This is a genomic window from Micromonospora chokoriensis (assembly GCF_900091505.1).
Taxonomy (GTDB): domain Bacteria; phylum Actinomycetota; class Actinomycetes; order Mycobacteriales; family Micromonosporaceae; genus Micromonospora; species Micromonospora chokoriensis.
In genome coordinates this window covers 798,034-824,749 of sequence record NZ_LT607409.1, presented here as the reverse complement: position 1 = coordinate 824,749, position 26,716 = coordinate 798,034, and the positions used below count along the sequence as shown (strand labels likewise).

At 71.3% G+C, this 26,716-nt stretch carries 25 protein-coding genes; 20 read left to right on the top strand and 5 right to left on the bottom strand.

Annotation, left to right across the window (positions count from 1 at the left end; genetic code table 11):
- Positions 1 to 105: 105 nt before the first annotated feature.
- Complete coding sequence (locus tag GA0070612_RS03820) at positions 106 to 1,212, bottom strand: citrate synthase 2 (protein ID WP_088986659.1); 1,107 nt, start codon at positions 1,210 to 1,212, stop codon at positions 106 to 108.
- A 279-nt stretch (positions 1,213 to 1,491) separates the two neighbouring features.
- On the opposite strand from GA0070612_RS03820, the gene pdxH reads away from it, so the two are divergent.
- The 7 genes from pdxH to GA0070612_RS03785 all read left to right on the top strand — a co-directional run bounded on the left by pdxH (position 1,492) and on the right by GA0070612_RS03785 (position 7,576).
- Positions 1,492 to 2,121 (top strand): pyridoxamine 5'-phosphate oxidase, encoded by a 630-nt coding sequence (gene pdxH / locus GA0070612_RS03815; RefSeq protein ID WP_088991250.1) that lies wholly within the window; start codon positions 1,492 to 1,494, stop codon positions 2,119 to 2,121.
- Positions 2,118 to 3,416 (top strand): MFS transporter, encoded by a 1,299-nt coding sequence (locus tag GA0070612_RS03810; protein ID WP_088986658.1) that lies wholly within the window; start codon positions 2,118 to 2,120, stop codon positions 3,414 to 3,416. The genes pdxH and GA0070612_RS03810 overlap by 4 nt, the downstream gene beginning before the upstream one ends.
- Before the next feature lie 18 nt (positions 3,417 to 3,434).
- Complete coding sequence (locus GA0070612_RS03805; protein ID WP_088986657.1) at positions 3,435 to 4,364, top strand: aldose 1-epimerase family protein; 930 nt, start codon at positions 3,435 to 3,437, stop codon at positions 4,362 to 4,364.
- Positions 4,364 to 4,966 (top strand): nitroreductase family protein, encoded by a 603-nt coding sequence (locus GA0070612_RS03800; protein WP_088986656.1) that lies wholly within the window; start codon positions 4,364 to 4,366, stop codon positions 4,964 to 4,966. The genes GA0070612_RS03805 and GA0070612_RS03800 overlap by 1 nt, the downstream gene beginning before the upstream one ends.
- Before the next feature lie 187 nt (positions 4,967 to 5,153).
- Positions 5,154 to 5,459 (top strand): type II toxin-antitoxin system VapB family antitoxin, encoded by a 306-nt coding sequence (locus GA0070612_RS03795; RefSeq protein WP_030329612.1) that lies wholly within the window; start codon positions 5,154 to 5,156, stop codon positions 5,457 to 5,459.
- 44 nt (positions 5,460 to 5,503) lie between these two features.
- On the top strand, positions 5,504 to 6,667 hold the full coding sequence (locus GA0070612_RS03790) for an acyl-CoA dehydrogenase family protein (RefSeq protein ID WP_088986655.1): 1,164 nt from the start codon (positions 5,504 to 5,506) through the stop codon (positions 6,665 to 6,667).
- Positions 6,668 to 6,766: 99 nt separating this feature from the next.
- Complete coding sequence (locus tag GA0070612_RS03785) at positions 6,767 to 7,576, top strand: DUF4230 domain-containing protein (protein WP_088986654.1); 810 nt, start codon at positions 6,767 to 6,769, stop codon at positions 7,574 to 7,576.
- Between the two features lie 284 nt (positions 7,577 to 7,860).
- Here the strand turns inward: GA0070612_RS03785 and GA0070612_RS03780 are convergent, their stop codons facing one another.
- Complete coding sequence (locus GA0070612_RS03780) at positions 7,861 to 8,070, bottom strand: PspC domain-containing protein (protein ID WP_030486383.1); 210 nt, start codon at positions 8,068 to 8,070, stop codon at positions 7,861 to 7,863.
- A 373-nt stretch (positions 8,071 to 8,443) separates the two neighbouring features.
- Here GA0070612_RS03780 and GA0070612_RS03775 point away from each other — a divergent pair, with 373 nt between their 5' ends.
- The 10 genes from GA0070612_RS03775 to GA0070612_RS03730 all read left to right on the top strand — a co-directional run bounded on the left by GA0070612_RS03775 (position 8,444) and on the right by GA0070612_RS03730 (position 21,936).
- The gene (locus GA0070612_RS03775) at positions 8,444 to 9,814 is read left to right on the top strand and encodes an L-serine ammonia-lyase (protein WP_088986653.1); all 1,371 of its coding nucleotides are present in this window, start codon (positions 8,444 to 8,446) and stop codon (positions 9,812 to 9,814) included.
- A gap of 71 nt (positions 9,815 to 9,885) precedes the next feature.
- A complete protein-coding gene (locus GA0070612_RS03770) occupies positions 9,886 to 10,713 on the top strand; it encodes an ABC transporter permease (RefSeq protein ID WP_088986652.1) in 828 nt (275 codons plus the stop codon).
- Position 10,714: 1 nt separating this feature from the next.
- A complete protein-coding gene (locus tag GA0070612_RS03765) occupies positions 10,715 to 11,461 on the top strand; it encodes an ABC transporter ATP-binding protein (protein WP_088986651.1) in 747 nt (248 codons plus the stop codon).
- Positions 11,458 to 13,419, top strand: coding sequence for a DUF5941 domain-containing protein (locus tag GA0070612_RS03760; protein ID WP_157742420.1), 1,962 nt, complete (start codon positions 11,458 to 11,460; stop codon positions 13,417 to 13,419). The genes GA0070612_RS03765 and GA0070612_RS03760 overlap by 4 nt, the downstream gene beginning before the upstream one ends.
- A 15-nt stretch (positions 13,420 to 13,434) precedes the next feature.
- Positions 13,435 to 15,645, top strand: coding sequence for a bifunctional glycosyltransferase/CDP-glycerol:glycerophosphate glycerophosphotransferase (locus GA0070612_RS03755; protein WP_088986650.1), 2,211 nt, complete (start codon positions 13,435 to 13,437; stop codon positions 15,643 to 15,645).
- Positions 15,646 to 15,765: 120 nt separating this feature from the next.
- Positions 15,766 to 17,064, top strand: a complete 1,299-nt coding sequence (locus GA0070612_RS03750) for an ABC transporter ATP-binding protein (protein ID WP_088986649.1) — start codon at positions 15,766 to 15,768, stop codon at positions 17,062 to 17,064.
- A gap of 94 nt (positions 17,065 to 17,158) precedes the next feature.
- Positions 17,159 to 18,175, top strand: a complete 1,017-nt coding sequence (locus tag GA0070612_RS03745; protein ID WP_088986648.1) for a hypothetical protein — start codon at positions 17,159 to 17,161, stop codon at positions 18,173 to 18,175.
- Between the two features lie 64 nt (positions 18,176 to 18,239).
- A complete protein-coding gene (locus tag GA0070612_RS03740) occupies positions 18,240 to 18,704 on the top strand; it encodes a DUF4442 domain-containing protein (protein WP_088986647.1) in 465 nt (154 codons plus the stop codon).
- Positions 18,705 to 18,763: 59 nt separating this feature from the next.
- The gene (locus tag GA0070612_RS03735; protein WP_088986646.1) at positions 18,764 to 19,567 is read left to right on the top strand and encodes an HAD family hydrolase; all 804 of its coding nucleotides are present in this window, start codon (positions 18,764 to 18,766) and stop codon (positions 19,565 to 19,567) included.
- Positions 19,564 to 21,936: a glycoside hydrolase family 65 protein gene (locus GA0070612_RS03730; protein ID WP_088986645.1), complete on the top strand. Its 2,373-nt coding sequence runs from the start codon at positions 19,564 to 19,566 to the stop codon at positions 21,934 to 21,936. The genes GA0070612_RS03735 and GA0070612_RS03730 overlap by 4 nt, the downstream gene beginning before the upstream one ends.
- Positions 21,937 to 22,059: 123 nt before the next feature.
- Here the strand turns inward: GA0070612_RS03730 and GA0070612_RS03725 are convergent, their stop codons facing one another.
- Positions 22,060 to 22,239, bottom strand: a complete 180-nt coding sequence (locus tag GA0070612_RS03725) for a hypothetical protein (RefSeq protein WP_088986644.1) — start codon at positions 22,237 to 22,239, stop codon at positions 22,060 to 22,062.
- Positions 22,240 to 22,385: 146 nt separating this feature from the next.
- Between GA0070612_RS03725 and GA0070612_RS03720 the strand changes: the two genes are divergently transcribed.
- Positions 22,386 to 23,036 carry a dienelactone hydrolase family protein gene (locus GA0070612_RS03720; protein WP_088986643.1) on the top strand — a complete coding sequence of 217 codons (651 nt, stop codon included), beginning with the start codon at positions 22,386 to 22,388 and terminating at the stop codon, positions 23,034 to 23,036.
- On the opposite strand, the gene GA0070612_RS03715 is transcribed toward GA0070612_RS03720, so the two are convergent.
- Complete coding sequence (locus tag GA0070612_RS03715; RefSeq protein WP_088986642.1) at positions 23,037 to 24,140, bottom strand: AI-2E family transporter; 1,104 nt, start codon at positions 24,138 to 24,140, stop codon at positions 23,037 to 23,039.
- A 227-nt stretch (positions 24,141 to 24,367) separates the two neighbouring features.
- Here GA0070612_RS03715 and GA0070612_RS03710 point away from each other — a divergent pair, with 227 nt between their 5' ends.
- On the top strand, positions 24,368 to 24,538 hold the full coding sequence (locus GA0070612_RS03710; protein WP_408630555.1) for an antitoxin: 171 nt from the start codon (positions 24,368 to 24,370) through the stop codon (positions 24,536 to 24,538).
- A gap of 69 nt (positions 24,539 to 24,607) precedes the next feature.
- Here the strand turns inward: GA0070612_RS03710 and GA0070612_RS03705 are convergent, their stop codons facing one another.
- On the bottom strand, positions 24,608 to 25,213 hold the full coding sequence (locus GA0070612_RS03705) for a hemerythrin domain-containing protein (protein WP_088986640.1): 606 nt from the start codon (positions 25,211 to 25,213) through the stop codon (positions 24,608 to 24,610).
- A 171-nt stretch (positions 25,214 to 25,384) separates the two neighbouring features.
- Here GA0070612_RS03705 and GA0070612_RS03700 point away from each other — a divergent pair, with 171 nt between their 5' ends.
- Positions 25,385 to 26,710, top strand: a complete 1,326-nt coding sequence (locus GA0070612_RS03700) for an FUSC family protein (protein ID WP_088986639.1) — start codon at positions 25,385 to 25,387, stop codon at positions 26,708 to 26,710.
- Positions 26,711 to 26,716 lie beyond the last annotated feature (6 nt).

Below are 26,716 nucleotides of genomic sequence, written 5' to 3'. Positions count from 1 at the left end.
GGGCAGGTCTGAGGCCTTCGCCACACCTCGACGTCGCCTCCGCCCGGTGGTGAAGCGAGGGGCCTCCGGTCGACGCCAGGCGTCGACCGGAGGCCCCTGCACAGCTCAGACGCCGTGCGGGACCGCGCCCCAACCCTCGACGTCGGACGGCTTGCGGGTCTCCGGGCCGACGTAGCGGGCGGACGGGCGCACCAGCCGCTGGAGGCGCTTCTGCTCCAGGATGTGCGCGCTCCAGCCGCCCATCCGCGCGCAGGTGAACATCGAGGTGAACATGTGCGCCGGCACCTCGGCGAAGTCCAGCACCACGGCCGACCAGAACTCGACGTTGGTGGCCAGCACCCGGTCCGGGCGGCGGGCCTGCAACTCGGCGAGGGCGGCCTTCTCCAGTGCCTCCGCGATCTCGAAGCGCGGCGCGCCCAGCTCCTTGGCGGTGCGCCGGAGCACGCGGGCGCGCGGGTCCTCGGCCCGGTAGACGCGGTGGCCGAAGCCCATCAACCGCTCGCCGCGATCGAGTACGCCCTTGACGTAGCCCTCCGCGTCGCCGCTGCGCTCCACCGCCTCCAACATGCTGAGCACCCGGGACGGGGCGCCGCCGTGCAGCGGACCGGAGAGGGCGCCGATGCCGGAGGAGATGCAGGCGGCCGCGTCCGCACCGGTCGAGGCGACGATGCGAGCGGTGAACGTGGACGCGTTCAGGCCGTGCTCGGCGGCCGAGATGAAGTACGCGTCGACGGCCTTCACGTGCCGGGGGTCGGGCTCACCGCGCCAGCGCTTCATGAACCGCTCGACGATGGTCTGCGCCTTGTCGATCTCCTTCTGCGGCACCGCCGGCAGGCCGAGGCCCCGGGCGGACTGGGCGACGAAGGAGAGCGCGGTCACCGAGACCCGGGCCAGATCCTCGCGGGCCTGCTCGTCGGAGATGTCCAACAGCTGGTTCAGCCCCCAGTACGGGGCCAGCATGGCGACCGCCGACTGCACGTCGACGCGGATGTCACCGGAGTGCACCGGCACCGGGAACGGCTCCGCCGGCGGCAGACCCGGCCCGAACCGACCGTCGACCAGCAGCGCCCATACGTTGCCGAACGACACCTGGCCGATCAGATCCTCGATGTCGACCCCGCGATAGCGCAGCGCGCCACCCTCGCGGTCAGGTTCGGCGATCTCGGTCTCGAAGGCGACGACGCCCTCCAGCCCGGGTTTGAAGTCGGCCATGTCGCTCTCCTGGATCTGGTCGGTGCGCCCGAACAGCTCATCCGGCCTGGTCGGCCGAGCGCCTTAGGCGACCCTCAGGGATGTGTTCGGAACATCTTGCCTGCTGAGTAAGGGATACGCGACCCGCTGCGACTGTGCTGCACGCGACATCCCCAGGCGCGCAATCTCCGCTGGACTCGGTGAGACTGGGCGGTGCGGGCTGGCCAGCGCGGGAGGGCGAAGGCGGGCGCGCCGAGAAGGAGTGGGGACGTGACGGGCGACACACCCGCCCCGGCTGCGATGCGTAACGAGTACGCCGCGGACCTGGGCCTGACCGAGGCTGACCTGGCCACCGACTGGCACACCCAGTTCGACGGGTGGTTCGCCGACGCGGTGGCCTTCGGGCTACCCGAACCGAACGCGATGGTGGTGGGCACTGCGGACCCGGCCGGCCGGCCGAGTGGCCGCACGGTGCTGTTGAAGGGGTACGACAGGGAGGGCTTCGTCTTCTTCACCAACCATCTGTCGCGCAAGGGCGTCGAGGCGTCCGCCAATCCGTACGCCAGTCTGGTCTTTCCGTGGTTTCCCATGCAGCGGCAGGTGGTGGTCGCCGGGCGGATCGCGCCGGTCGACCGGGCGACGAGCGAGGCGTACTTCGCCAGCCGGCCGCGCGGCTCCCAACTGGGCGCCTGGGCCAGCCCACAGTCCCAGGTGGTGTCGGGCCGGTCGGTGCTGGAGGAGCGGTACCGGGAGGTGACCGAGCGGTTCGCCGGCACGGCGGAGGTCCCCACCCCGCCGCACTGGGGCGGGTTGCGGGTGCACCCCGAGTCGGTGGAGTTCTGGCAGGGCCGGTCCGGCCGGTTGCACGACCGGCTCCGCTTCCGCCGCCTCGACGAGGGTGGCTGGGTCGTCGAGCGGCTGGCGCCGTGACCGGTGTGCAGGAGGCCCGGCCGCGCGGAGCGCGCCGCTGGGCGATCGACGTACGGCCGCTGCGGGTGCCCGCGTACCGGCGGCTGTGGCTCGGCAACACGGTGGCGATGTTCGGCTTCCAGTTCACCGCCGTCGCGGTGCCGGTGGAGATGTACGCCCTGACCCGGGACTCGTTCTGGGTGGGTCTGCTGGGCGTCGCTGCCTTCGTACCCCTGCTGGTCTTCGGGCTCTGGGGCGGCGCGGTCGCCGACGCCCGCGACCGGCGTGCCGTGCTGCTCGGTGGTTCATTGTTGCTTTGGGCATCCACTCTCGGGCTGCTGCTCCAGGCGGTGCTGGATGTGGGCAGCCCGGTGCTGCTGCTGGCGCTGATGGCGGTGCAGTCGGTGGCGTTCGCGATCAGTTCGCCGGCCCGCAGCGCGATGCTGCCCCGCCTGGTGCCGGAGGACCTGGTGGCGTCCGCCACCACCCTGAACTACACGACGTTCACCGCCGCCTCGGTGGCCGGGCCGCTCGCCGCCGGTCTGATCCTCTCCGCGTCGCCGGACACCGCCGTGGTCCTGCCGATCGCCTACGGGTTGGACGCGGTGCTGTTCACCGCGATGCTCTGGGCCGCGCTGCGACTGCCCAAGCTGCCGCCCGAGCCGACCGAGGACGGTCAGGTCCGCCGGGCCGGCCTGGCCAGCGTCGTCGACGGATTCCGTTACCTGGCCAGCACACCAGTGCTGCTGCTGTCCTTCGGCGTGGACCTGATCGCGATGATCCTCGCCATGCCGAGGGCGCTCTTCCCGGAGATCGCCCACGAGCGGTTCGGCGGTGGCGGGTCGGTCGGTCTGCTCTACAGCGCCATCGCGATCGGCTCGATGCTCGGCGGCCTGACCTCCGGCTGGATCGGCCGACTCCGCCGGCAGGGCGTCGGCCTGGTGCTCGCGGTGGTGGGCTGGGGCCTGGCGATCGCCGCGGCCGGTCTCGCCCACCAGCTCTGGCTGATGGTGCTCCTGCTCGCCGTGGCCGGTGCCGCCGACCTGATCAGCGCGGTGCTGCGCCAGTCGATGCTGCTGGTCTACGCCCCGGACCGGATGCGTGGCCGACTCCAGGGCGTCAACACGGTGGTGGTGGCCGGTGGCCCACGCCTGGGCGACCTTCGCGCCGGCACGATGGCGGCCGGTTTCGGCGGTGGGGTCGCCTGGGTGGCCGGCGGGCTCGCCTCGGCGGTGCTCGTGGTGGTGCTCGCTGTCGCGTTCCCGGCGCTGCTGCGCTACCGGGCGGCGACGGCGTCGAGCGGCGACCGGACGTGACCGGTTAGGGTCGCCGACATGGAAAGCCCCGATCAGCGCCCGTTCTCCGGCGCCCAGTGGACCATCTCCGCCGCCGGCCACGAGGCCGTCATCGTCGAGGTGGGCGGCGGGCTCCGGACGTACCGGCACGACGGCGTCGACCTGGTCGACGGATACCGGACCGACGAGGTCAGCCCGGGCTGCGCCGGGCAGGTGCTGGCGCCCTGGCCGAACCGGATCCGCGACGGCCGCTACTCGTTCGGGGAGCGGACGCACCAGCTCCCGCTGACCGAGCCGGAACGGCACGTGGCCATCCACGGCCTGGTCAACTGGGTGCCGTGGCGGCTGCTGGAGCAGTCCGAGGACGCGGTGACCGTCGGCTACGACCTTCCGCCGCAGCCCGGTTACCCGTGGCCGCTGCGGCTGCTCAGCCGGTGGAGCATCGGCGCGGACGGGCTGCGCGTCGAGCACGAGGTGACCAACACCGGTGAGGAGGCCGCACCGTTCGGCTTCTCCGTGCACCCGTACCTGCAACTGCCGGGGGTCGCGGTCGACGACCTGGTCATGCGGCTGCCGACCCGTACCCGGATGCTGGTGGACGGCCGGTTGCTGCCGGTCGGCGTGACACCGGTGACCGGGACGGAGTACGACTGGACCAGCCCGCGCCGGATCGGCGCCGCCGAGCTGGATCTGTGCTTCGGCGAGGTGATCCGCGACGCCGACGGCGGCTCGTCGGTGAGCCTGGCCGCGCCGGACGGTTCGGCGGGAGTCAGCATCTGGGCGGACGCCGAGTTCGGCTGGTGGCAGGTGTTCACCGGGGACGCCCTCGTCGGTGACCGGCACCGCCGCTCGGTGGCGATCGAGCCGATGACCTGCCCGCCGGACGCGTTCCGTTCGGGCCGGGACCTGCTGACCCTCAAGCCCGGTACGACCTGGCGGGGTGCCTGGGGCATCCGGCCCGGGGCCTGATGGAGTTCGCCGAGGTCGTCCGGCGTCGGCGGATGGTGCGCAACTACGACCCGGACCGCCCGGTCCCGCCCGACGTGGTGGACCGGTTGCTCGACCACGCGGTCCGGGCACCGTCGGCCGGCTTCGCCCAGGGCTGGGGTTTCCTGGTCCTGGACGAACCCGCCGACCGGGAACGGTTCTGGGCCGCCACCACCCCCGACGGTGGTGGTCGGGAACGCTGGCTGACCGGCATGCGCCGGGCGCCGCTCATCGTGGTGCCGCACGCCAACGAGTCGGTCTACCTGCGGCGGTACGCGGAGCCGGACAAGGGGTGGACGGACCAGTCCGTCGACCGCTGGCCGGTGCCGTACTGGCATGTGGACACCGGCTTCGCGGCGCTGCTGATGCTGCTCACCGCGGTGGACGAGGGGTTGGGGGCCTGTTTCTTCGGCATTCCGCCGCAGCGGTTGGCCACCTACCGGCAGGCGTTCGGCGTGCCGGAGGAGTACCAACCCGTCGGTGCCGTCACAATCGGTTACCGGGCGGCCGACCATAGGTCACCGTCGTTGCGTCGGGGGCGCCGTCCGATGGACGAGGTGGTGCGGCGCGGCCGGTGGAGCTGAGCGCGCCGTCCCGTTTGTCCGCTTGAGGATCGGACGACCGGTAGTGAAACTGACATCAGGGAGCGAAACGCAGCGTGCGGTGGGCGGCTAGGCTGGCACGGTCATCGGTGCCGCGCCGCGCGGTGCCCGCCGCGGCCCGGCTCGGCGCCGTCGGTCGGCCCGGCCACGGGGAGGGGAGCGTGCCGTCGTGATCTTCAGAGCGGTCCGGGACGGGCGTCCCTATCCGGAGCACAATCTGACGCTCAAGCAGTGGGCGGAGATCCCGCCCCGGCCACTGCGCCTGGACCAGATGATCACCACCAAGCGGGAGCTGGCGCTGGACAAGCTGCTCGCCGAGGACTCGACCTTCTACGGAGACCTCTTCCCGCACGTCGTGCAGTGGAACGGTGGGCTCTACCTGGAGGACGGGCTGCACCGTGCGCTGCGCGCCGCCCTTCAGCAGCGCAACCAGATCCACGCCCGGGTGCTGGTGCTCTCCGAGCCGATCGAGTGACGAGCCCTTCTGTCGCGCGCTGAGCCTTCGTTAAGGTGGCGTCCATGACCGCTCCGCTGGACCTGCTCGACCTGGACCCGTCGCTCAGCGAGGAAGAGCGGCAGATCCGCGACGTCGTCCGCCAGCTCGTCGACGACCGGGTGCGCCCGCACGTCGCCGACTGGTACGAGCAGGGCCAGGTGCCGGCCCGCGAACTGGCCCGGGAGTTCGGCAAACTCGGCCTGCTCGGCATGCACCTCACCGGCTACGGCTGCGCCGGCGCCTCCGCCGTCGCGTACGGGCTGGCCTGCCAGGAACTGGAGGCCGGCGACTCCGGCCTCCGCTCGCTGGTCTCGGTGCAGGGTTCGCTCGCCATGTACGCCATCTGGCGCTACGGCAGCGAGGAGCAGAAGCAACGCTGGCTGCCGTCGATGGCCACCGGTGAGGCGATCGGCTGTTTCGGTCTGACCGAGCCGGACCACGGCTCCGACCCCGCCTCGATGACCACCCGGGCCCGCCGCGACGGCGACGACTGGGTGCTCACCGGTGCCAAGATGTGGATCACCAACGCGCCGATCGCCGACGTCGCGGTGATCTGGGCGCGCACCGACGAAGGGGTGCGCGGTTTCGCCGTACCCATGGACACGCCCGGTGTCACGGCCCGGGAGATCCGCCGGAAGATGTCGCTGCGCGCGTCGGTCACCGGCGAGATCGCGCTCGACGACGTCCGGCTCCCGGCGGACGCCCGCCTGCCCGAGGCGACCGGGCTCAAGGCGCCGCTGAGCTGCCTCACCGAGGCCCGGTACGGCATCGTCTGGGGCGCTGTCGGCGCCGCCCGTGACTGTCTGGAAACCACACTGGCGTACGCGGGCACCCGCACCCAGTTCGGTCGTCCGCTCGCCGGGTTCCAGCTCACCCAGGCCAAGCTCGCCGACATGGCCGTCGAGCTGGTGAAGGCGCAACTGCTCGCGCTGCACCTGGGTCGGCTCGCCGACGCCCACCGGCTGCGGCCCGACCAGGTCAGCGTGGGCAAGTTGAACAACGTCCGGGAGGCCCTGGCCATCGCGCGACAGTGCCGCACCATCCTCGGCGCCAACGGTGTCTCCGGCGAATACCCGATCATGCGGCACGCCAACAACCTGGAGAGCGTGCTGACGTACGAGGGCACCTCCGAGATCCACCAACTGGTCGTGGGGCAGCGGCTCACCGGGCTCTCCGCGTTCGCCTGACCTGCCCGTTTGTGCTTTCGGGGCGCTCGGCGCGCGACTGTCGCACGGGGGCCGTACCGTCATTGACAGACGACGTGTCTGACAAGGACGGTGAGCGTGATGGCCCGCGACGCTGGCACCAACGAGCCCACGAGGGAGTTCCCCGGTTACCCGACCGGTGACAACCTCAAGGAGCGGTCGGCCGCGACACCCGAGCCGACCAGTGACACACCGGGCGACGGCTCCGGAGGCTTCGGTGGCCCCGGCAGCCCGGAGCCTGGCGGCGGTGGTGGGGCGGCCCGAGGCCTGCTCCTGCTGCTCGGCGCCGCGGCGCTGGCCGTGGTGGTGCTGCTCGGCATCCAGGCGACCGGTTTCCTGCCGGAGTTCCGCAACCCGTTCGCCAAGGAGCAGACCGACCGCAGCCAGCCACCGCTGCTGAAGTCGATCCAGGACCTCAGCCGCTACGTCGCCGCCGAGGGCAACTTCCAGGTGGTGGTCGACACCCAGAACGACCGGCGCAACGTCCCCGACTTCCTGCTCAACGAGCGCACCCTGTTCGTCGGGGCCGGCAGCGTCGAGGCGTACGTCGACTTCACCAAGATCGGTGACGGCGCCATCGTCCAGTCGGCCGACGGCAAGTCCGTCGAGATCAAACTGCCGGCGCCGCAGCTCGGCGAGACCAACCTCGACATGGACAAGAGCTACGTCTTCGCGGAGCAGCGCGGTCTGCTCAACCGGCTCGGTGACCTGGTCGGCAACGACCCCAACCGGCAGCAGCAGGTCTACAAGCTCGCCGAGGAGCGGATCACCGCCGCCGCCCGCGACAGCGGTCTCTCCGCCCGGGCCGAGGAGAACACCCGCAAGATGCTGGAGGGGCTGCTCCGCTCCCTCGGCTACCAGCAGATCACGGTCACCTACATCGCTCCCTGACCCACTCGATCCCTCGTACGCGGAAGCGCCCGCCCCGACTTCCGTCGGAGCGGGCGCTTCCGTCTTGTGCCTTTCGGATGTCCGCGGGTGGTCCGCCGCCTGAGGTTCTCGCCCTCGGGGGGGGTCCCGGCGGTCCCGGGCGGCCGCCCTGGCCGAAGTCGATCACGGATCCACTGGATCTGCGACGCCGGTGGGGCTGCGATACGAGCAATCTTGGACAGTTTCCGTCAGGTGCTGACGGAAACTGTCCAAGATCTCTGATTACGTGGGTGTGCGGGGCGGGATCAGTGGCCGGTGGAGGCGAGGTAGCGGTCCTCGTTCGGCATCAGCACCCACAGGATCAGGTAGACGATCACCTGCGTGCCGGGCAGCAGCAGCGACAGCAGGAACAGCAGCCGGACCATTCCGGCCGACATGCCGAACCGCCGTCCGAGGCCGGCGCAGACACCGGCGATCATGCGCCCCTCGCGGGGCCGGACCAGTTTGCGACTCATCGTCGTACTCCCACTCTGCGGCGGTGCGCCGCGTCTGCAATCCACGGTAGAAAGGGATGGCCACCTCGCCCTCGGTCCCGAGGAGGAGCGGCGACCCGTGGACCCGTAGGTGCTTTACCCGGGCAGCCCTCCGCTGACGCCTCCGAACCGTCGCCACCCGCCGGCGAGCGTGCGGGGGCGGGGGACGGTGATCGGGTGTTCACGTCCCGGACCGGGTGGGCTGTGAACTGGGCGGGTAGGCTGGCTGATCGGCCTTCCACACCCCGGAGGGCCGGCACCCCATACCCCGGACGGTCACCATCGGGGCCGCCAGATCGGTGGTCACGACCCGGCCGGGTCCCGTACGCCGGGGCGACGGCGAGGAAGCGCAGCCATGATCAGTGTTTTCGACCTCTTCAGCGTCGGTATCGGGCCGTCCAGTTCGCACACGGTGGGGCCGATGCGGGCGGCACGTACGTTCGTCGGCGGGCTGAAGGCCGACGGGTTGCTCAGTGACGTCGCGCGGGTGCAGGCCGAGTTGTTCGGGTCGCTGGGGGCCACCGGGCACGGTCACGGCAGCGGTCCGGCGGTGCTGCTCGGGTTGGCCGGGGAGTCGCCGGAGACTGTCGACACCGACACCGTCGCTCCTCGGGTCGAGCGGATCCGGGCCGAGCGGCGGATCAGCATCCTCGGCGCGCACGAGATCGACTTCGACCCGGACCGGGATCTGACGCTGCACCGGCGCCGGTCGCTGCCGTACCACCCGAACGGGATGACCTTCGCGGCCTTCGACGCGGCCGGTGAGGAGGTCAGGACCCGCACCTACTACTCCGTCGGTGGCGGTTTCGTGGTGGACGAAGAGGCGGCGGGCGCGGACCGGATCAAGCCGGACAGCACGCAGGTGCGGTACCCGTTCCTGACCGGGGCGCAGCTCCTCGACGTCACGTCCCGCACCGGCCTGTCGATCAGCGAGGTGATGCTGGCCAACGAGCGTTCCTGGCGCAGCGAGGCGGACATCCGGGCGGGCCTGTTGGAGATCTGGCGGGTGATGCGGGAGTGCGTGCAGCGCGGTTGCGAGCGCGACGGCGTACTCCCCGGGGGGTTGAAGGTTCGGCGGCGCGCGGCGGAGCTGCGGCGCGGCCTGGAGGCGGACGCCGGGACCGCCGACCCGTTGCACGCGATGGACTGGGTGACGCTGTTCGCGCTCGCGGTCAACGAGGAGAACGCGGCAGGCGGCCGGGTGGTCACCGCGCCGACGAACGGCGCGGCCGGGATCATCCCGGCGGTGCTGCACTACTACAGCCGCTTCGTGGAGAACGCCGATGACGACGGCGTGGTGCGGTTCCTGCTGACGGCCGGCGCGATCGGCGTGTTGTTCAAGGAGAACGCCTCGATCTCCGGCGCGGAGGTCGGCTGTCAGGGTGAGGTCGGTTCGGCGTGTTCGATGGCGGCGGCAGGGCTGGCCGAGGCGCTCGGCGGCACGCCGGAGCAGGTGGAGAACGCGGCCGAGATCGGGATGGAGCACAACCTCGGGTTGACCTGTGACCCGGTGGGTGGCCTGGTGCAGATTCCCTGCATCGAGCGGAACGCGGTGGCTAGCATCAAGGCGATCACGGCCGCCCGGCTGGCGCTGCGCGGCGACGGTGTGCACAAGGTGTCGCTGGACAAGGTCATCAAGACCATGCGGGAGACGGGCGCCGACATGAAGATCAAGTACAAGGAGACGGCGCGTGGCGGCCTGGCCGTCAACGTGATCGAGTGCTGAGCCCGGTCGATTCGGGGCATTCGTTCACCGACTGCTAACCTGGCGTCCGTTTCAGGAGGCGGGAGGCTGCGGTGACCTCTGGCGTCGCGGCCCTGTGGTCGCACCGCAACTCGCTGCGCATCCTGGTCAGACGGGACCTGGCGGTCAAGTACCAGCAGTCGGTGCTGGGCTACTTCTGGTCGTTGATCGAGCCGCTCGGCATGGGCGCGATCTACTGGTTCGTGTTCGGGGTGCTGTACTCCCGCGACACCGGGCGGCACCTCGGCGAGGCCGCCGAGTCGTACCCGTTGTTCCTGATCACCGGGATCTTCGCGTGGATGTGGACCAGTTCCGCGCTCAGTGAGGCGACCAACGCGCTGACCGGCCAGTCCCGGCTGATCACCACGATGAACGTGCCGCGTCAGGTCTTCCCGATCGGTCGGGTTACCGGCCGGTTCGCCGAGTACGCGGCCGGCCTGCCGATCCTGATCGCCATCGCGGTGATCTACGCGGCGCACGGTCGGATCCATCCCGGTTGGTCGTTGCTCTCCCTCCCGCTGGCGGTGCTGGTCCAGGCCGTCCTGCTGACCGGGCTGGCCCTGCTGCTGTCCGCGTGGAACGTGCTGATGCGCGACGTCGAGCGGTTGATGCGGTTGATCATTCGGGTGCTCTTCTACGCCACGCCGATCATCTATCCGCTCAGCCTGGTCCGGGAGTCCAGCCTGCCCGACTGGTTGAAGGTGGTGTACGAGCTGAACCCGCTGGTCGGGATCTTCCAACTGCACCACGCGATCTGGTACCCGGACGAGTTTCCCGACGCCCGGCTGCTCGCCACCACCGTCGGTGGCAGCCTGCTGGTGCTGACCGCGGGCTGGTGGTCGTTCCGCCGGTTGGAGCCCGCCGTGCTCAAGGAACTCTGACGTGGCCGCCCCGATCATCGAGGCCGACGGGCTGGGTATCCGGTTCGTCCGTAACCGTCGCCGTCAGCTGCGGCTGCGGGAGTTGTTCATCCATCGCGGGAAGCGTGGCGCGCTGCCCGGCCAGTTCTGGCCGCTGCGGGACGTGTCGTTCACCGTCGCGCCCGGCGAGACCGTCGGGGTGATCGGCCGCAACGGCACCGGCAAGAGCACCCTGCTGCGGCTGATCGCCGGTGTGCTCATCCCGGACGAGGGCGACATCCGGGTGCACGGCGCGGTGGCGCCGTTGCTGGAGTTGTCCGCCGGTTTCTCCAACGACCTGACCGGGCGGGAGAACCTGCACCTGGTCGGTGGGCTGCACGGGCTGTCGACGGGCTACCTGAAGCGGCACTTCGACGAGATCGTCGAGTTCGCCGGTGAGCAGGTGGAACGGGCCATCGACACGTCGGTGCGGCACTACTCGTCGGGCATGAAGGTGCGGCTCGGTTTCGCGATCATCTCGCACCTGCCGCACCCGATCCTGCTGATGGACGAGGTGACCGCGGTCGGCGACGCGGAGTTCCGCAAGAAGTGTTACGCGACGATTGATCGTCTGCTCGGGGAGGGGCGCACGCTCGTGTTGGTGTCACACAACGAAAAGGACCTGACCCGGTTCTGTCGTCGGGGGTTGTACCTCGACGCGGGCCGGTTGACGCTCGACGGCACCATCGCCGAGGCGCTCGACGCGTACCACGCCGCGGTCCAGCGGTGACGCTCGCGATCGTGCTCGCCGCCGGGTCGTCGGCGGCGGGCCTGACCACTGCGACCGGGGAGCCGCTGGCCGACCGCCTGGCCGCCCAGTTGCGCCGGGCCGGGGCGGACGACGTGCGCTTCGCGGCCACCCTCGACGAGGTGACCACGCTGGTCGCCGGTGCCACCGCCCCGGTGCTGGTCACCGGCGCCGACCTGGTGGCGCACACCGCCGTACTGCGGCACCTGGCCACCAGCCCGGTGGGGCCCACAGTGGCGCTGGTGCTCGGCGACCCACCGGTCCCCGGGCGGGCGGCCGTGCGGGAGGAACGCGGCCAGGTGGTCGACGCCGGCGCGCTGGACGCCCTCGACGGGGACGCCACCGGCGTGTTCGGCGGCGCGCTGCGCGTCGGCGTGGACGACCTGCCGACCCTCGCCGCCGCCGCCCGGGCCGCGGCGGGTGCCCCCGGGTCCGCCGTGGACCGGCTCTTCGCGGGCCTCGCGGCGCTCGGCAGCCTGATCTTCGCCCAGCGGGTACGCCTGCTCGTCGCCCGCCGGGTCGAGAGCGCCGACGAGCTGACCGCTGCCGAGGCGGCGGTGACGGCGGTGGACGAGGACCGGGCCGAGCTGCGGCTGTCGGTGAAGGAGAAGGACGACTTCTTCTCCACCTACTTCGTCAGCACCTGGTCGCCGTACCTGGTCCGGTTGGCGGCCCGGCTGCGGCTCACCCCGACCGGGGTGACGGTGATCTCGGTGCTGTTCGCGTTGGCCGCGGCGGTGTTGTTCGGGATCGGTGGGCGGCCCGCGCTGGTCGGTGGCGCGGTGCTGCTCTACCTCGGGTTCGTGCTGGACTGCGTGGACGGCCAGTTGGCCCGCTACACCCGGAACTTCAGCGCCTGGGGTGGCTGGCTGGACACGATGGCGGACCGGGCCAAGGAGTACCTGGTCTACGCCGGGCTCGGGTTCGGGGTCAGCCACGCCGGGTTGGGCAACGGCTGGGCCCTCGCCATCGCCGCGATGACCCTGCAGACCGTCCGGCACATGACCGACACCTGGTACGGGGTGTTGCACGACGAGGCGGCCCGCCGACCTCGTACGGCGACGGGTGCCGGCGGCGGGATCGGTGACCGGCTCAACGCGGCATCGACGAGGGTGCAGGCGGACACCGGCTCGCTGTCGTACTGGCTGAAGCGGACCGTGGTCTTCCCGATCGGCGAGCGGTGGGCGCTGATCGCGCTGACCGTGGCCCTGTTCAACCCGCTGGTCAGCCTGATCGCGGTGCTGGTGTGGGGGGTTCTGGCGTTCGCGTACACCGGGGCGCTGCGCACGTTGCGGGCCCGCTGGATGTGGGTGCCGGTGCTGGACACTGTCGACGCCACCCTGCACCGCGACGACGGCCCGTTGGCCCGCCTGCTGCCGGTGTTCCGCCCGATGGGGCCGCTCACCCTCGCGGTGACCGCCGCGCTCGGCCCGGCGGTGCTGCTGGTCGCGGCGCTGCTGACGGACACGCCGGACGGGCTGCGCTGGGCGGTGCCGGTGGCGCTGCTGGTGCTACTGGTCGGTGGTCTGGGTGCGGGGGCCGCGCACAACGGTCCGCTGGACTGGCTGGTCCCCGCCGCGTTGCGGGCCGCTGAGTACCTGTTCGCCATCGCGGTCGGGGTGGTCGGCGGAGTGCCGGGTTGGCTGATCTTCGGGTACGTCTTCGTGCTCACCGTGCACCACTACGACCTGACCGCCCGGTTGGAGAAGCGGCAGGCGGCACCGCCGTTGCACGCGGCCACGCTGGGCTGGGAGGTGCGCTCGGCACTGCTGGCCCTGACGGCGATTGTCGGCGTGGCGGGTAGCGGTCTAGCTACACTCGGTGCGTACCTTCTCGTGGTTTTCGTGGTGAGCGTCGTCCTGGCCTGGTTCGTGCGACCGGCCCGTAGCGCGCGGGCGTCGGTTACGCCGGTGGGCGCTGGAGGTGCCGCGCCGCACTGACGGAGGGACGGCCGGATGACCCTGATCAGCTTCGTGGTGCCGGCCTTCCGCGTGCAGGGATACCTGCGTGAGTGCCTGGACTCCGTCCTCGGCCAGCCGGAGACGGACATCGAGGTGATCGCCGTCGACGACTGCTCGCCGGACGCCGGCGGCGACATCATCGACGAGTACGCGGCCCGCGACCGGCGGGTCCGTTCGGTTCGGCTGCCGGAGAACGTCGGCCTCGGTCCGGCCCGCAACATCGGGTTGGACCGGGCCGCCGGCGAGTACGTGTGGTTCCTCGACGGCGACGACTGGCTGACCCCGGAGTGTCTGACTGAGGTCGCCGAGCGGTTGCGGGCGACCCGCCCGGACGTGCTGCTCGTCGACCACGTGCGCACCCACTGGAACGACACCGCCACCCGTAGCGCGATGGCCGAGGTGTTCCCGGAGTCGCCCGGCCCGGAGACCTTCCGGCTGCGGGACCGGCCGGAGGCGATGCACCTGCTGCACACCGCGTGGAACCGCCTGGTGCGCCGGGAGTTCCTGGTCGACCTGGGCCTGCGTTTCGCCCCCGGCTGGTACGAGGACGTCTCGTTCAGCTATCCGGTGCTGATGGCGGCGCAGCGGATCGGCGTACTCGACCGGGTGTGCGTCAACTACCGGCAACGCCGCGCCGGCGCGATCACCCGGACCCGCGGTGACCGCCATTTCGAGGTCTTCCCACAGTGGCATCGGGTCTTCCACCTGATGGACGAGTGGGGGCCGGCGACGGACGCCCTGCGGCCGGCGGTCTTCGAGCGGATGATCTGGCACTACCTGACGGTGCTCGGCAACGGTCAGCGGATCGCCCCGGAGCTGCGGCAGACGTTCTTCGCGCAGATCACCGCCGACTACGATCGGTGGCTGCCGCCCGGCGGCTATCCGGTGCCGGGCGGGGTGGAGGGGCTCAAGCACCGGCTGGTCGCCTCCGGCCGTTGGCGCACGTTCAGCGCGTTGCGGACCGCCGGCCGGGCCCGCGACGTCGCCCGCAGGCAGGCCCGAACCGCCCGCCGGCGGGTCGGCCCGGTCGCGCGGCGCGGCGCCCGGCTGACCCGCGACGGGCTGCTGCGTGAGTACTACCGGGCCGAGTTGCGTCGGCCGGTCGACCCGACGCTCGCGGTGTACGCCGCGTACTGGTACCGCGGATACTCCTGCAACCCGGCGGCGATCTACGAGGTCGCCCGCCGGTTGGCGCCCGGGGTGCGCGGGGTGTGGATCGTGCGCCGGGACCGGGTGGATACCGTGCCGGCCGGGGTGGAGTACGTGGTTGCCGGCACCCCGGCGTACTACCGGGTGCTCGCCCGCGCCCGGTGGCTGGTCAACAACGTCAACTTCCCGGATTTCGTGCGCAAGCGGCCCGAGCAGGTGCACGTGCAGACCCACCACGGCACCCCGGTCAAGGTGATGGGCCTGGACCAGCAGCGCTACCCGATCGGCGCGGGCCGGATGGACTTCGCCGGGCTGCTGCGCCGGGTGGACCGGTGGGACTACAGCGTCAGCGCGAACAGCTTCTCCACGCAGATGTGGGACCGGGCGTACCCGGCCACGTACACGACGTTGGAGGTGGGCTACCCCCGCAACGACCGCCTGGTCACGGCCGGCCCGGACGAGGTGCGCCGACTGCGCGCCGAGTTCGGCGTCGGGCCCGACGAGCAGGTCGTGCTGTACGCCCCGACGCACCGTGAACACCTCCCCGGCTACCGGCCGCCGTTCGACCCGGACCGGTTCGTGCGGGCGTTGGGTGACTCCGGTCGGCTGCTGATGCGCAGCCACTACTTCCACGATCGGGAGCGGCGTCCCGGTCGGCCGGCGGACTGGGAACGGGTTCGCGACGTCAGCGGTCATCAGCGGGTGGAGGACCTCTATCTGGTCGCCGACGTGTTGGTGACCGACTATTCGTCGGCGATGTTCGACTACGCGGTTCTCGACCGGCCGATCGTGCTCTACGCCCCGGACTGGGAGGCGTACCGGTTGGCTCGGGGGGTCTACTTCGACGTGACGGCCGAGCCGCCCGGCGCGGTGGCCACCACCTTCGCTGAGCTGGTCGATGTGTTCCGCAGCGGCGAGGTGCGCTCGGACGCCGCGAGTAAGGCCCGCGAACATTTCCGAAGCCGGTTCTGCACGTTGGACGACGGGCACGCGGCGGAACGGGTGGTGCGTCAGGTTTTCCTGGGGGAGCCGAGCGGGCGCTCTTCGCCCTGTTGATCGCTTGTGTCGTGTAATAGCAGCGTCATGAACCAAACATGAGACGTTTACCCGATGTGCGAACCGAATGATCCTGGTCACAGTCTCTGGGTCGGCAGGGACTAGCTGGGGGGGACGACGGTGAGCACCGTCACGCTCAAGGATGTCAGCAAGGTCTTCAGGGACGGCACGCTGGCCGTCGACAGCATCAATCTCGACGTGAACGACGGCGAGTTCATGGTGCTCCTCGGGCCGTCCGGCTGCGGCAAGTCGACGGTGCTGCGGATGATCGCCGGGTTGGAGGACCCGACCCACGGCGCGGTCATGCTCGACGGGGAACTGGCGAACGACCTGCCCCCACGGGACCGCAAGATCGCCATGGTCTTCCAGGACTTCGCGCTCTACCCGCACATGACCGTCGGTGACAACATCGCCTTTCCGCTGCGGCTGGCCGGGGTCGAGCCGGAGCCGAGGGGCGAGCGGGTCAGCGACGTGGCGAGCGCCCTGGGCATCGGTGACGTGCTGGCCCGCAAGCCGGGGCAACTCTCCGGCGGCCAACGGCAGCGGGTGGCGATGGGCCGGGCGATCGTCCGGCGGCCCGGTCTGTTCCTGATGGACGAGCCGCTCTCGAATCTGGACAGCGGCCTCCGCGCCGAGCTGCGCGCGGAGATCTCGGGCCTGACCCGGGAGCTGGGCGTCACCACCGTCTACGTCACCCACGACCAGGCCGAGGCGCTCACCATGGCCGACCGGGTGGCCATCATGCGCCGTGGCGTGCTCCAGGACGTGGGCACACCCACCCAGGTGTACGGGCGGCCGGCGACGCTCTACGTGGCCGCCTTCCTGGGCAGCCCGCGGATGAACCTGTTGGAGGCGTCGGTCTACGTCCACCTCGACCGGTACGTCACGCTGAACCTCGGTGAGCAGTCGCTCTACCTGCCGTGGAACGACATCCGCAGCAGGGCGGTGGCGCACTACCACGGTGAGCGGATCGTGGTCGGTATGCGGGCCGAGGCGCTCACTCCGGTCTCCCCGGACAGCCCTGGCGACGTGCTGCGGGGGCGGATCCGCTACCTGGAGCACCACGGGCACGAGTCGTTGGCGTTCCTCGACATCGGCGCGACCGCGATCATGGTCGACGAGATGGGCACATCGCTCGACCCGCCGCCGGTCGGCCAGCGTGGTCTGCGCCGGTTCGGATCGGTGATGCAGCGGCTCACCGGCAAGCCGGTGGAGTCGCCGGCACCCGCCGTTGGTGACGCCCAGACCAGCGTGCTCCCCGACCCGGGCCGGCACCACCGTCGCCCGGCGGAGTTGGCGGTGCGGCTCGCGCCGTATCCGGCGGTCAGCGCCGGTCACCCGCTCGCCGTCTCGGTCCGGATGGACGCGCTGCACTTCTTCGACGAGCGCGGCGCCCGGATCGACGTGGGTTGGCGCTGACGACTCGCCGTGACGGGGTGGCGGTTCGGCCACCCGGTGTCCTACCGTCTGCGCACCTAGTCCACCGTGCAAGACCACCGAGAGGGGTGCATCCGTGTCGGGTGACCGTCCCAGTCCGCTCGTCATCGAGCGCATCCTGCGAGATCGCGCGGGCATCTGGCAGCAGATCGTGGCCGAGGGTGACCTCAACGCGTTGACCGGGCGGATGCTCGCCAGCTCCGCCATCGCGCTGGCCTGCTACGGGGCGGTGCTGGGGGCCTTCCACAGCCCGCTGATGGCGCTGACCTCGGCGCTGAAGCTGCCACTGCTGTTCCTGGTCACGCTCGCCATCTGCCTGCCCACGCTCTACCTGTTCAACCTGGTCTTCGGCGCCCGGCTCTCGGTGCGGCAGTCCTTGGCGCTGGTGATGGTGGCGATCACGGTCACCTCGATGCTCGCCGTGGCGTTCGCACCGATCAGCCTCTTCTTCCTCATCACCGCACCCGACTACGGGTTCTTCAAGCTGCTCAACGTGGCGATCCTGACCCTGTCGGCGCTGGTCGGGCTGCGGTTCCTGACCGGCGGCATGCAGGTGCTCAACGACCACGGCCTGCTCGCGCCGGAGGCCACCAGGGCCCAGACCGACGCGTACGCCCAGGTCAACGTCCCGGCCCAGGCCGTGCCCGCGGCCGTACCCGCCGACCCGGCCCCGGCTGCGGCGCCGGTCGCCGTTCCGGCTGCCGAGCCGGTGGCCGTGCCGGCCGGAGCCGTGCCGGCCGGAGCCACGGCGGCCGGGTCGACCGCGAACGGTGCCGCGGCTACCCCGCCGGTTGCGGCGCAGCCGAGCGGTCAGCCGGCCGTCGCCGCGTTCCCGCCCGGCATGGTGCCTCCCGGCTACGGCCCGGTGCAGCGCCCGTGGGAGCGGCCGCCGGTGCGGCGCGGCGAGCCGACCCAGCGGCCGGCGAGCATGACCCTGCTCTACATCTGGATCCTGCTCTTCGGTTTCGTCGGCACCCAGTTGGCCTGGACGCTGCGCCCCTTCTTCGGCGACCCGGGCCAGGACTTCTCCTTCTTCCGCAGCATCGACGGCAACTTCTACGCGGAGATCCTGCGCACGATCGCCAACCTCTGACGACCTGCGGTCACCGGGGAAACCGCTGGTTGCCGCCCTGGTTACCGACGAGTAGCGTCAGGCCATGACCATCGACTCCCGCCAGGTGGCCGCCGGCATGCTGCAAGCGGTGCCCTTCGCCCGTACGCTCGGCCTCGAGTTCGTCGAGGTGGCACCCGAGGCGGCGGGCGGGGTACGAGCAGTCGTCCGGCTGCCCGACTCGTCAGCCACCCACAACCACATCGGCGGTCCCCACGCCGGTGCCATGTTCAGTCTCGGTGAGACAGCCTCCGGCGCGGTCGTGATGGCCGCGTTCGGGCAGCTGCTCGACCGGGCCGTGCCGCTCGCCGTCCGGGCCGACATCGCCTACCGCAAGCTCGCCATGGGCGCGGTGTTGGCCACCGCGCGCCTGGGCCGGCCGGCGCTTGAGGTGATCGAGGAACTGGAGTCCGGCCAGCGGCCGGAGTTCCCCGTGGAGGTGGAGATCACGACCGAGGACGGCAAGCCGACCTCAGCGATGACCGTGATCTGGACGCTACGGCCGAACTGAACCGAACCGGGCCGGGCGAAACCGGTTTGCGGGCCCAGCAGGGTGGATAGATTCGTACCGTGCTGGGCCTACCTGCTCACGTGACCGCCTGTCTCTTCGATCTGGACGGTGTGCTGACGCAGACCGCCCGCGTCCACAACGCCGCGTGGAAGCAGACGTTCGACGAGTTCCTCCACCAGCGGGCCGTCCGCTCGGGTGAACCGTTCCAACCGTTCGACCCGGGCCCGGACTACAACCGCTACGTCGACGGGAGACCCCGCGCCGACGGGGTCCGGTCGTTCCTCGCCTCCCGGGGGATAGTGCTGCCCGAGGGCAGCCCCGACGACCCGCCGGACGCCGACACCGTCAACGGCGTGGGCAACCGCAAGAACGTCCTGTTGTTGCAGCGCCTGCGCACCTCGGGCGTCGAGGTCTACCCCGGCTCGGTGCACTACCTGAAGGCCGCGAGCGAGGCCGGGCTACGCCGGGCCGTGGTGACCGCGAGCGCCAACGGTGGTGAGGTGGTCGCCGCCGCCGGGCTGGAACCACTGCTGGAGGCCCGGGTCGACGGGCTGGTCGCCCGCGCCCAGTCGTTGCGCGGCAAACCGCACCCCGACACCTTCCTGGCCGGGGCCAGGCTGCTCGGCGTCGACCCGACGCACGCCGCCGTCTTCGAGGACGCGCTGTCCGGGGTGGCCGCCGGCCGCGCCGGTGGCTTCGGCTACGTGGTCGGCGTCGACCGGGTCGGGCAGGCCGACGAGTTGCTGGCGCACGGCGCCGACGTCGTGGTGAGGGACCTCGCCGACCTGCTCGCCGTCGCCGACCCGCCGTCGCCGGCCCGCACCGCCACCCACCAGTCCACCGGTGGACGAGGTCCCGCGTGATCCGGGAGCGGGCCTATCCGGTCGAGCCGTGGCACGTCCGGGAGACCCGGCTCGACATGGACGTGCTGGCCCAGTCCGAGTCGGTCTTCGCGCTCTCCAACGGGCACGTCGGCCTGCGGGGCAACCTCGACGAGGGTGAGCCGCACGGCCTGCCCGGCACCTACCTCAACTCGTTCTACGAGCTGCGTCCGCTGCCCTACGCGGAGGCGGGCTACGGCTTCCCCGAGTCCGGGCAGACGATCGTCAACGTCACCAACGGCAAACTGCTCCGGCTGCTCGTCGACGACGAGCCGCTGGACGTGCGCTACGGGGAGCTGCTGTCCCACGAGCGGGTGCTCGACCTGCGGGCCGGCACCCTGCACCGGGAGCTGCACTGGCGTTCACCGGCCGGTCGGGAGGTCAAGGTCCGCAGCACCCGCCTGGTCTCGTTCACCCAGCGGTCGGTCGCCGCCATCAGCTACGAGGTGGAGGCCGTCGACGGCCCACTGCGGCTGATCGTGCAGTCCGAGCTGGTGGCCAACGAGTCGCTGCCGGCGCAGAGCAACGACCCCCGGGTCGCGGCGGTGCTGGAGTCGCCCCTGCAGGCCGAGGAGGAGCTGACCACCCCGGACGGCGGGCAGTTGATCCACCGCACCAAGGTCTCCGGGCTGCGGGTCGCCGCCGCGATGGAGCACGAGGTGCACGGCCCGGACCACACCACCATCGAGTCCGAGGGCTACCAGGACTGGGTGCGCACGACGATCGCCTGCGTGCTCAAGCCCGGTGAGAAGCTGCGGGTGATCAAGTACCTGACGTACGGCTGGTCGAGTCGGCGGTCGCTGCCCGCGCTGCGCGACCAGGTCGGCGCGGCCCTGGCCGGCGCCCGGCTCGACGGGTGGGACGGCCTGCACCGGGAGCAGCGCAACTACCTCGACGAGTTCTGGGACGCGTCCGACGTGCTGGTCGAGGGCGACCCCGAGGTGCAGCAGGCGGTCCGGTTCGGTCTCTTCCACGTGCTGCAGGCCGGAGCACGGGCGGAGCAGCGGCCGATCTCGGCGAAGGGACTGACCGGCCCCGGTTACGACGGGCACGCGTTCTGGGACACCGAGATGTTCGTGCTGCCGGTGCTCACATACACCCAGCCGAGCGCGGTGCGCAGCGCGTTGCAGTGGCGGTACAGCACGTTGGACTCGGCGAAGGAGCGGGCCGAGACGCTCAACCTCAGGGGCGCGGCCTTCCCCTGGCGGACCATCGAAGGGCCGGAATCGTCCGGATACTGGCCGGCCGGCACCGCGGCCTTCCACATCGCCGCCGACATCGCCGACGCCCTGCGCCGCTACGTGATGGTCACCGGGGACACTCAGCTGGAACGGGAGATCGGCCTGGAACTGCTGGTGGAGACCGCCCGGCTGTGGCGCTCGATCGGCCACCACGACCGGCACGGGCGGTTCCACATCGACGGTGTCACCGGCCCGGACGAGTACACCGCCGTGAAGAACGACAACGCCTACACCAACCTGATGGCGCAACGGAACCTGCTCAGCGCCGCCGACGTGGTGATGCGCTACCGGGACGAGGCGCTCCACCTCGGGGTCACCGACGAGGAGGCCGCGAGCTGGCGGGACGCCGCCACCTCCATCCACGTCCCGTACGACGAGGAGCTCGACGTCCACCAGCAGGTGGAGGGCTTCACCCGGCTCCAGGAGTGGGACTTCACGCACACGCCGGCGGAGAAGTATCCGCTGCTGCTGCACTACCCGTACTTCGAGCTGTACCGCAAACAGGTGGTCAAGCAGGCCGACCTGGTCCTCGCGATGCACTGGCGGGGGGACGCGTTCACCAGCGAACAGAAGCTGCGCAACTTCCTCTACTACGAGCGCCGTACCGTCCGCGACTCGTCGTTGTCGGCGTGCACCCAGGCGGTGCTCGCCGCCGAGGTGGGCCACCCGGAGTTGGCGCACACCTACCTGCGTGAGGCAGCGCTGATGGACCTGCACGACCTCAACGAGAACACCCGCGACGGCGTGCACATGGCGTCGTTGGCCGGCGCGTGGCTCGCCCTGGTCAGTGGGTTCGGCGGCCTGCGCGACCACGACGGTGAGCTGTCCTTCGCGCCCCGGCTCTCCAGCCGACTCAACAGGCTGGAGTTCTCCCTGCAGTGGCGTGGGCTGGCGCTGCGGGTGGATGTCCGGCCGCACCAGACGACGTACTCGCTGCGCCACGGTGGCCCGGACGACGTGGTGGAGTTGCGCCACCACGATCAACGTATCCGGGTGACGTGTGCCGAGCCGGTGACGGTGCCGGTGCCGCCGGCCGAGCCGTCCGGCCCGCCGCCCGAGCAGCCACTCGGCCGGTCTCCGCTGATGCGTCTGCCTGAGCACGAAGAGTGACGGTCGGGGCGGAATGACCGCCCCGACCGCCTCGCACCGTCTGTCAGACCGGTTCACCGGTCGCGTGTCTCAGACCGGCTCGCCGGTCAGTGTGTCTCAGACCGGTTCACCGGTCAGTGTGTCTCAGACCGGCTCGCCGGTCGACGGACGTCCGATCGCGTCCCGGGGTGCCGCCGCCTTGGGATCGTCGGGCAGCCGCGCCGAAGCGGCCTGGTCCCCGAAGTCCTGGTCGCGCTCGGTGTCCTGTTCCCGCCGGGCCCGCTCGGTCTTCTGCTGCTGCTCGGAGATCTGCTGCTTGGCCATGACGATCCTCGCGATCCGTCGGGGCGCGGTAGCGCCGACACGGTCTGCGGTCGCTCGTCGCGTACCCGACGCCGCAGCGGGCAAACGCGGCGTGCGGCGCGGCCGGCGGGGTACGCGGGCGGTCGACGATCACGCGGAGGTGGGGCATGGACGAACAGGCAGCGGTGACGATTCCGGTCGGGGACGCGGACCTGCCCGCTGACCTGATGCTGCCGGCTGAGCCGACTGGTGTGGTCCTCTTCGCGCACGGCAGCGGCAGCTCCCGACACAGCCCGCGCAACGTGGCGGTGGCCCGTGCGCTGAACGGTCGAGGGCTCGGCACGGTGCTCGTGGACCTGCTCACCCCGGCCGAGGACGAGGTGGACGCGCGCACCGCCGAACTCCGGTTCGACATCGGGCTGCTGGCCAGCCGGCTGGCCGGGATCGTCGACTGGTTGGCGGTGCAACGACCGGCCGGTGACGTGAAGATCGGTCTGTTCGGGGCCAGTACGGGCGCCGCCGCCGCACTCGTCGCGGCGTCGTCGCGCGCGAACCGGGTGGGTGCCGTGGTCAGCCGAGGCGGTCGACCGGACCTGGCCGGGAGCGCCCTGGCCCAGGTGCGTACCCCGACGTTGCTGCTGGTCGGTGGCCTGGACGAGGAGGTGATCTCCCTCAACGAGCGGGCGGCGGTTGAGTTGGGGGACGTCGCCGAGCTGCGGATCGTCCCCGGTGCCACCCACCTCTTCGAGGAGCCCGGGACGCTTGAGCAGGTGGCCGACCAGGCGGGTGCCTGGTTCACCACCCACCTCAACCGATGATCACTCCGTCGGCACGAGGGCCGAGACGGACCGGCGCTGCTGGACGGTGTCGATGACGCGCCAGAGGACGGCGGTGATCGGGACGCTGACGAAGGCGCCAGCGATCCCCGCGATCAGCGTGCCGGCGGTGACCGCCACCAGGATCACCGCCGGGTGCAGTCGTACCTGCCTCTTCATGACCAGTGGTTCCAGCAGGTTGCCCTCGATCTGCTGCACCGCGATCACCGCGGCGAGAGTGAGCAGTGCGGTGGTGGGGCCGTTCGCGGCCAGGGCCACCAGCACCGCCACCGCGCCGGCCACCGTCGCCCCGATGATCGGCACGAAACCGCCGAGGAAAGTGATCAGTGCCAGCGGCAGGGCGAGTGGCACCCGCAGCACCACCAGGGCCAGGCCGATGCCGATCGCGTCGATCGCGGCGATCAGCATGGTGCCCCGGCTGTACGCGCCCAACGTCTGCCAACCGGCCCGGCCGGCCTCGGCCGCGACACTCTGGTTCGCGCCGGACACCCGCGCCAGCACCCAGTGCCACATCGAACGGCCGTCCTTCAGCAGGAAGAAGAGCAGCACCAGGGCGAGCAGCGCGGAACCGAACACCTCGGTGGCCGTCCGGGCACCCGACACCGGGTCCGGCGAGCTGCCGCTCAACCCCTCCCGGACCTGGCTGACCAGCTGGTCCAACTGCGCTTCGCTGACCGGCAGCGTCGACGTCACGAAGTCCCGGCTGCGCTCGACGCCCTGCGTCAACTCCTGGCTGAGCTGGTCGAACTGGCTCGCGGTCAGGTTCCACACCAGCGCACCGACACCGACCAGGATGCCGAGCAGCAACAGCACCGTGCACAGCGCGGCCAGTGCCGCCGGCAGACGCAGCCGACGCAACAGGAGCAGCACCGGGTCGAGCAGCGCGGTGAGGAAGACGGTGGCGGCCAGCGCGATGGCCAGCGGCGCCAGCAGAACGGCGATCTTGCCCAGCAGGTACAGCCCGACGACGATCACCACCAGGCAGGCGCTCCACACGACCGCGGTCCGGACCAGCCAGGGCAGCGCCGCCCAAGTCTGCCGTGGGCCGGAGTCGCCGGTCGTGGTTCCGGGTTCCTCTGCCGCCATGTCGGTCCTCCTCGAACTCGGCGAGGTCGGTACCCAGCCGGTCGTGCCCCGACACCCGTTTCGCGTCGGCTCACCGTCAGCCGCGGCCCGCGCGGATCGTACGCCGGATCGGACGGATCAGGGGGGTGTTCGCCTACGGCGTCCGGGACGACGGCGTTTGCCTCGCCGGCGCGAGGGAACGCATCTGGCTGGAGGCCGACTGAAGGGGGAGTGCCGTGGGTGACTTCATGGACAAGGCCAAGGACTTCGCGAACAAGCACGACGAGCAGGTCGACAAGGGCATGGAGAAGGCCGGTGACATGGTCGACAGGCGCACCGGCGGCAAGTACACCGACAAGATCGACAAGGGCGTCGACCAGGCTCAGGCGCGTACCGGCCAGGGCGACCAGGCTCGCTGACCCACCGGAAGCCCCCGGGTCGCCGTGCCGTCGGCGGCCCGGGGCGCTCCTGTCGGAAGACGACGCCGCTCAGCGTTGCTTCTGCTCGCGCAGCTCGTCCACTGAGGTCGGTCGCCCGCTCAACGCGTCGCGCAGCCGGTCGACCAGGCCGATGCCGGGAGCGAGCAGCCTGTTCGCCGGCGGGTGGTCGGGGGTGCCCGGGTGCGGCCGGGTCGGACCGATCTCCTTGACCGCCTCCACCTTGGCGGCCACGTCGACAAGTTCCTCCCGGGCCGTCGCCGCCCGGAGCCGGGGAAAGAGTTCGTTCTCCTCCTCCCGCACGTGGTGCCGGATCGTGCGCGTCAGGTGGGCCAGCAACTCGTCGAAGCGGCTGCCGGTCGGGTCGGCCGACTCCAACTCCTTCATGGTCCGCTCGGCCTCGGCGTGCTCCGCGATCTCGCGATCGGCGATCTCGTCGCCGTCGGGCAGTGCCTTACGCGCGATCGGATAGACGTACGCCTCCTCCGCGACCGAGTGGCGGACGAGTTCGGCGATCACCACGTCGACGAGGTGGCGGCGGTGTTCGGGGGCGCCCTGCCGAGTCTCCAACTCGACGAAGAGCGCCTCGACGGCACTGTGGTCGGCGACCAGGACGTCGACGACGTCACGGTCGTCGGTGGTCTGTGGTTCGGTCATCTCACGGCCCCTTACCGGTTGCGGATCGGTGGGAGGTGTGAGGCCCTGGTACCCCCACGGGTCTGCACAAACCCACCGGCAACGATGTGTCGGGCGGGGCCTGTGGTGCCTTGGGGGCGGGTGGTGCCGGACCGGCACGATTGCCCCGTCCCCGTCGGGGTAACCGCCGCCATGGCCGACGACCGCCCACCCGCCGACCGCGATCGGTCGCGTCTCGACGAGGCTGCCGAGCGGAGCGGTCAGGCAGTCGAACGGGTGCGGCACCGGAGCGGTCAGGCGGGTCGGATCCGGGCCCGGCAGTGGGAGATCACCCTGGTGATCTCCATCCAGGCCGGGCTCGCCGCCGCGATCGCCGCTCTGCTCGCCAAGAATCTGCTCGGCCCCGGATCGCACGTCTTCGCCCCGGCCGCCGCCGTCGGAACGATCGCCACCGCCATCGGGCAGCGGGCCCGACGCACCTTCGAACTGCTGGGTGGCGTGTCGCTGGGCATCGTCATCGGGGACACCCTGCGGTACCTGCTCGGTTCGGGTCCCTGGCAGACCGGCGTGGTCGTCGCGTTGGCCATCGCCGCCGCGTTGCTGGTGGCCGGCAAGGGTGGCGCGCTGGTCGGTCAGGCCGGCGGTACCGCGGTGCTGATCGCCACGCTGGCCCCGATGGACCGTGGTCTGGAGTTGCCCCGGATCTTCGACGCGCTCGTCGGCGGAGCGGTCGGTCTGGTGGTGGTCGCGCTGCTGCTGCCGATCAACCCGATGCGGGTGCTGGACCGGGCCGCGGCACCGATCTTCGAGGTGCTCTGCGACCAACTCGGCGAGCTGGCGCAGGCTCTGCGGGAACGGGACGGCGACGGGACGCTTCGCGTCCTGGGACGGCTCCGGGGCAGCGAGAGCGACGTGGGTCGGCTGCACGACGCGCTGAGCGGTGCGGAGGAGGTGGTGACGATCGCTCCGGCCCGCTGGCACCGCCGCCAGCAGTTCCACAGGTACGCCCGCAGCGCTGACCAGTTGGAGCGTCTGCTGCTCGACAGCCGAGCCCTGGCCCGCTGGTCGACGACTGCGTTGCAGTACGGCGAGCCGATCCCGTCGGAGCTGCCGGACGCGATCGACCGGCTCGGTCGATCGGTCGCGGAGATGCGGCGAGAGTGCCGGTCCGGTGCGAACCCGGAGGGCACCCGCCGGTTGATCGAGGAGTGCGCCGAACTGGCCGGGAGCGCCGGGGTGAGCGGGGTCGGGTCGTTCGGCGAGTCACTCGTCACCGGACTGCGTACCGCGGCCAGCGACCTGCTCCGGGCCTGCGGATACGAACCCGACGACGCCAACCGGATCGTGCGTCGGTCGGTCGGTGCCGGTCAGACGAAGGTGCACCCGCCGGCCCGGCGAACACTGCGCCGGCTGCGGCCGGCGCGGTCCACCCGGGCGCGTCGTCGCGCACACCTCGCCTCCCGCGCCCGGAACGAGAGCCGGGCCGGGCTCCCCACCGGGGGGAGACCGGCCCGGTGACACTCG

What these genes read in the sequence shown, in the direction of transcription:
- GA0070612_RS03820 (WP_088986659.1), bottom strand. Translation starts at nt 1,212, where the DNA reads ATGGCCGACTTCAAACCCGGGCTGGAGGGCGTCGTCGCCTTCGAGACC.
- GA0070612_RS03805 (WP_088986657.1), top strand. Translation starts at nt 3,435, where the DNA reads ATGGAAAGCCCCGATCAGCGCCCGTTCTCCGGCGCCCAGTGGACCATC.
- GA0070612_RS03775 (WP_088986653.1), top strand. Translation starts at nt 8,444, where the DNA reads ATGATCAGTGTTTTCGACCTCTTCAGCGTCGGTATCGGGCCGTCCAGT.
- GA0070612_RS03790 (WP_088986655.1), top strand. Translation starts at nt 5,504, where the DNA reads ATGACCGCTCCGCTGGACCTGCTCGACCTGGACCCGTCGCTCAGCGAG.
- GA0070612_RS03710 (WP_408630555.1), top strand. Translation starts at nt 24,368, where the DNA reads ATGGACAAGGCCAAGGACTTCGCGAACAAGCACGACGAGCAGGTCGAC.
- GA0070612_RS03740 (WP_088986647.1), top strand. Translation starts at nt 18,240, where the DNA reads ATGACCATCGACTCCCGCCAGGTGGCCGCCGGCATGCTGCAAGCGGTG.
- GA0070612_RS03705 (WP_088986640.1), bottom strand. Translation starts at nt 25,213, where the DNA reads ATGACCGAACCACAGACCACCGACGACCGTGACGTCGTCGACGTCCTG.
- GA0070612_RS03720 (WP_088986643.1), top strand. Translation starts at nt 22,386, where the DNA reads ATGGACGAACAGGCAGCGGTGACGATTCCGGTCGGGGACGCGGACCTG.
- pdxH (WP_088991250.1), top strand. Translation starts at nt 1,492, where the DNA reads ATGCGTAACGAGTACGCCGCGGACCTGGGCCTGACCGAGGCTGACCTG.
- GA0070612_RS03780 (WP_030486383.1), bottom strand. Translation starts at nt 8,070, where the DNA reads ATGAGTCGCAAACTGGTCCGGCCCCGCGAGGGGCGCATGATCGCCGGT.
- GA0070612_RS03785 (WP_088986654.1), top strand. Translation starts at nt 6,767, where the DNA reads ATGGCCCGCGACGCTGGCACCAACGAGCCCACGAGGGAGTTCCCCGGT.
- GA0070612_RS03755 (WP_088986650.1), top strand. Translation starts at nt 13,435, where the DNA reads ATGACCCTGATCAGCTTCGTGGTGCCGGCCTTCCGCGTGCAGGGATAC.
- GA0070612_RS03715 (WP_088986642.1), bottom strand. Translation starts at nt 24,140, where the DNA reads ATGGCGGCAGAGGAACCCGGAACCACGACCGGCGACTCCGGCCCACGG.
- GA0070612_RS03725 (WP_088986644.1), bottom strand. Translation starts at nt 22,239, where the DNA reads ATGGCCAAGCAGCAGATCTCCGAGCAGCAGCAGAAGACCGAGCGGGCC.
- GA0070612_RS03700 (WP_088986639.1), top strand. Translation starts at nt 25,385, where the DNA reads ATGGCCGACGACCGCCCACCCGCCGACCGCGATCGGTCGCGTCTCGAC.
- GA0070612_RS03800 (WP_088986656.1), top strand. Translation starts at nt 4,364, where the DNA reads ATGGAGTTCGCCGAGGTCGTCCGGCGTCGGCGGATGGTGCGCAACTAC.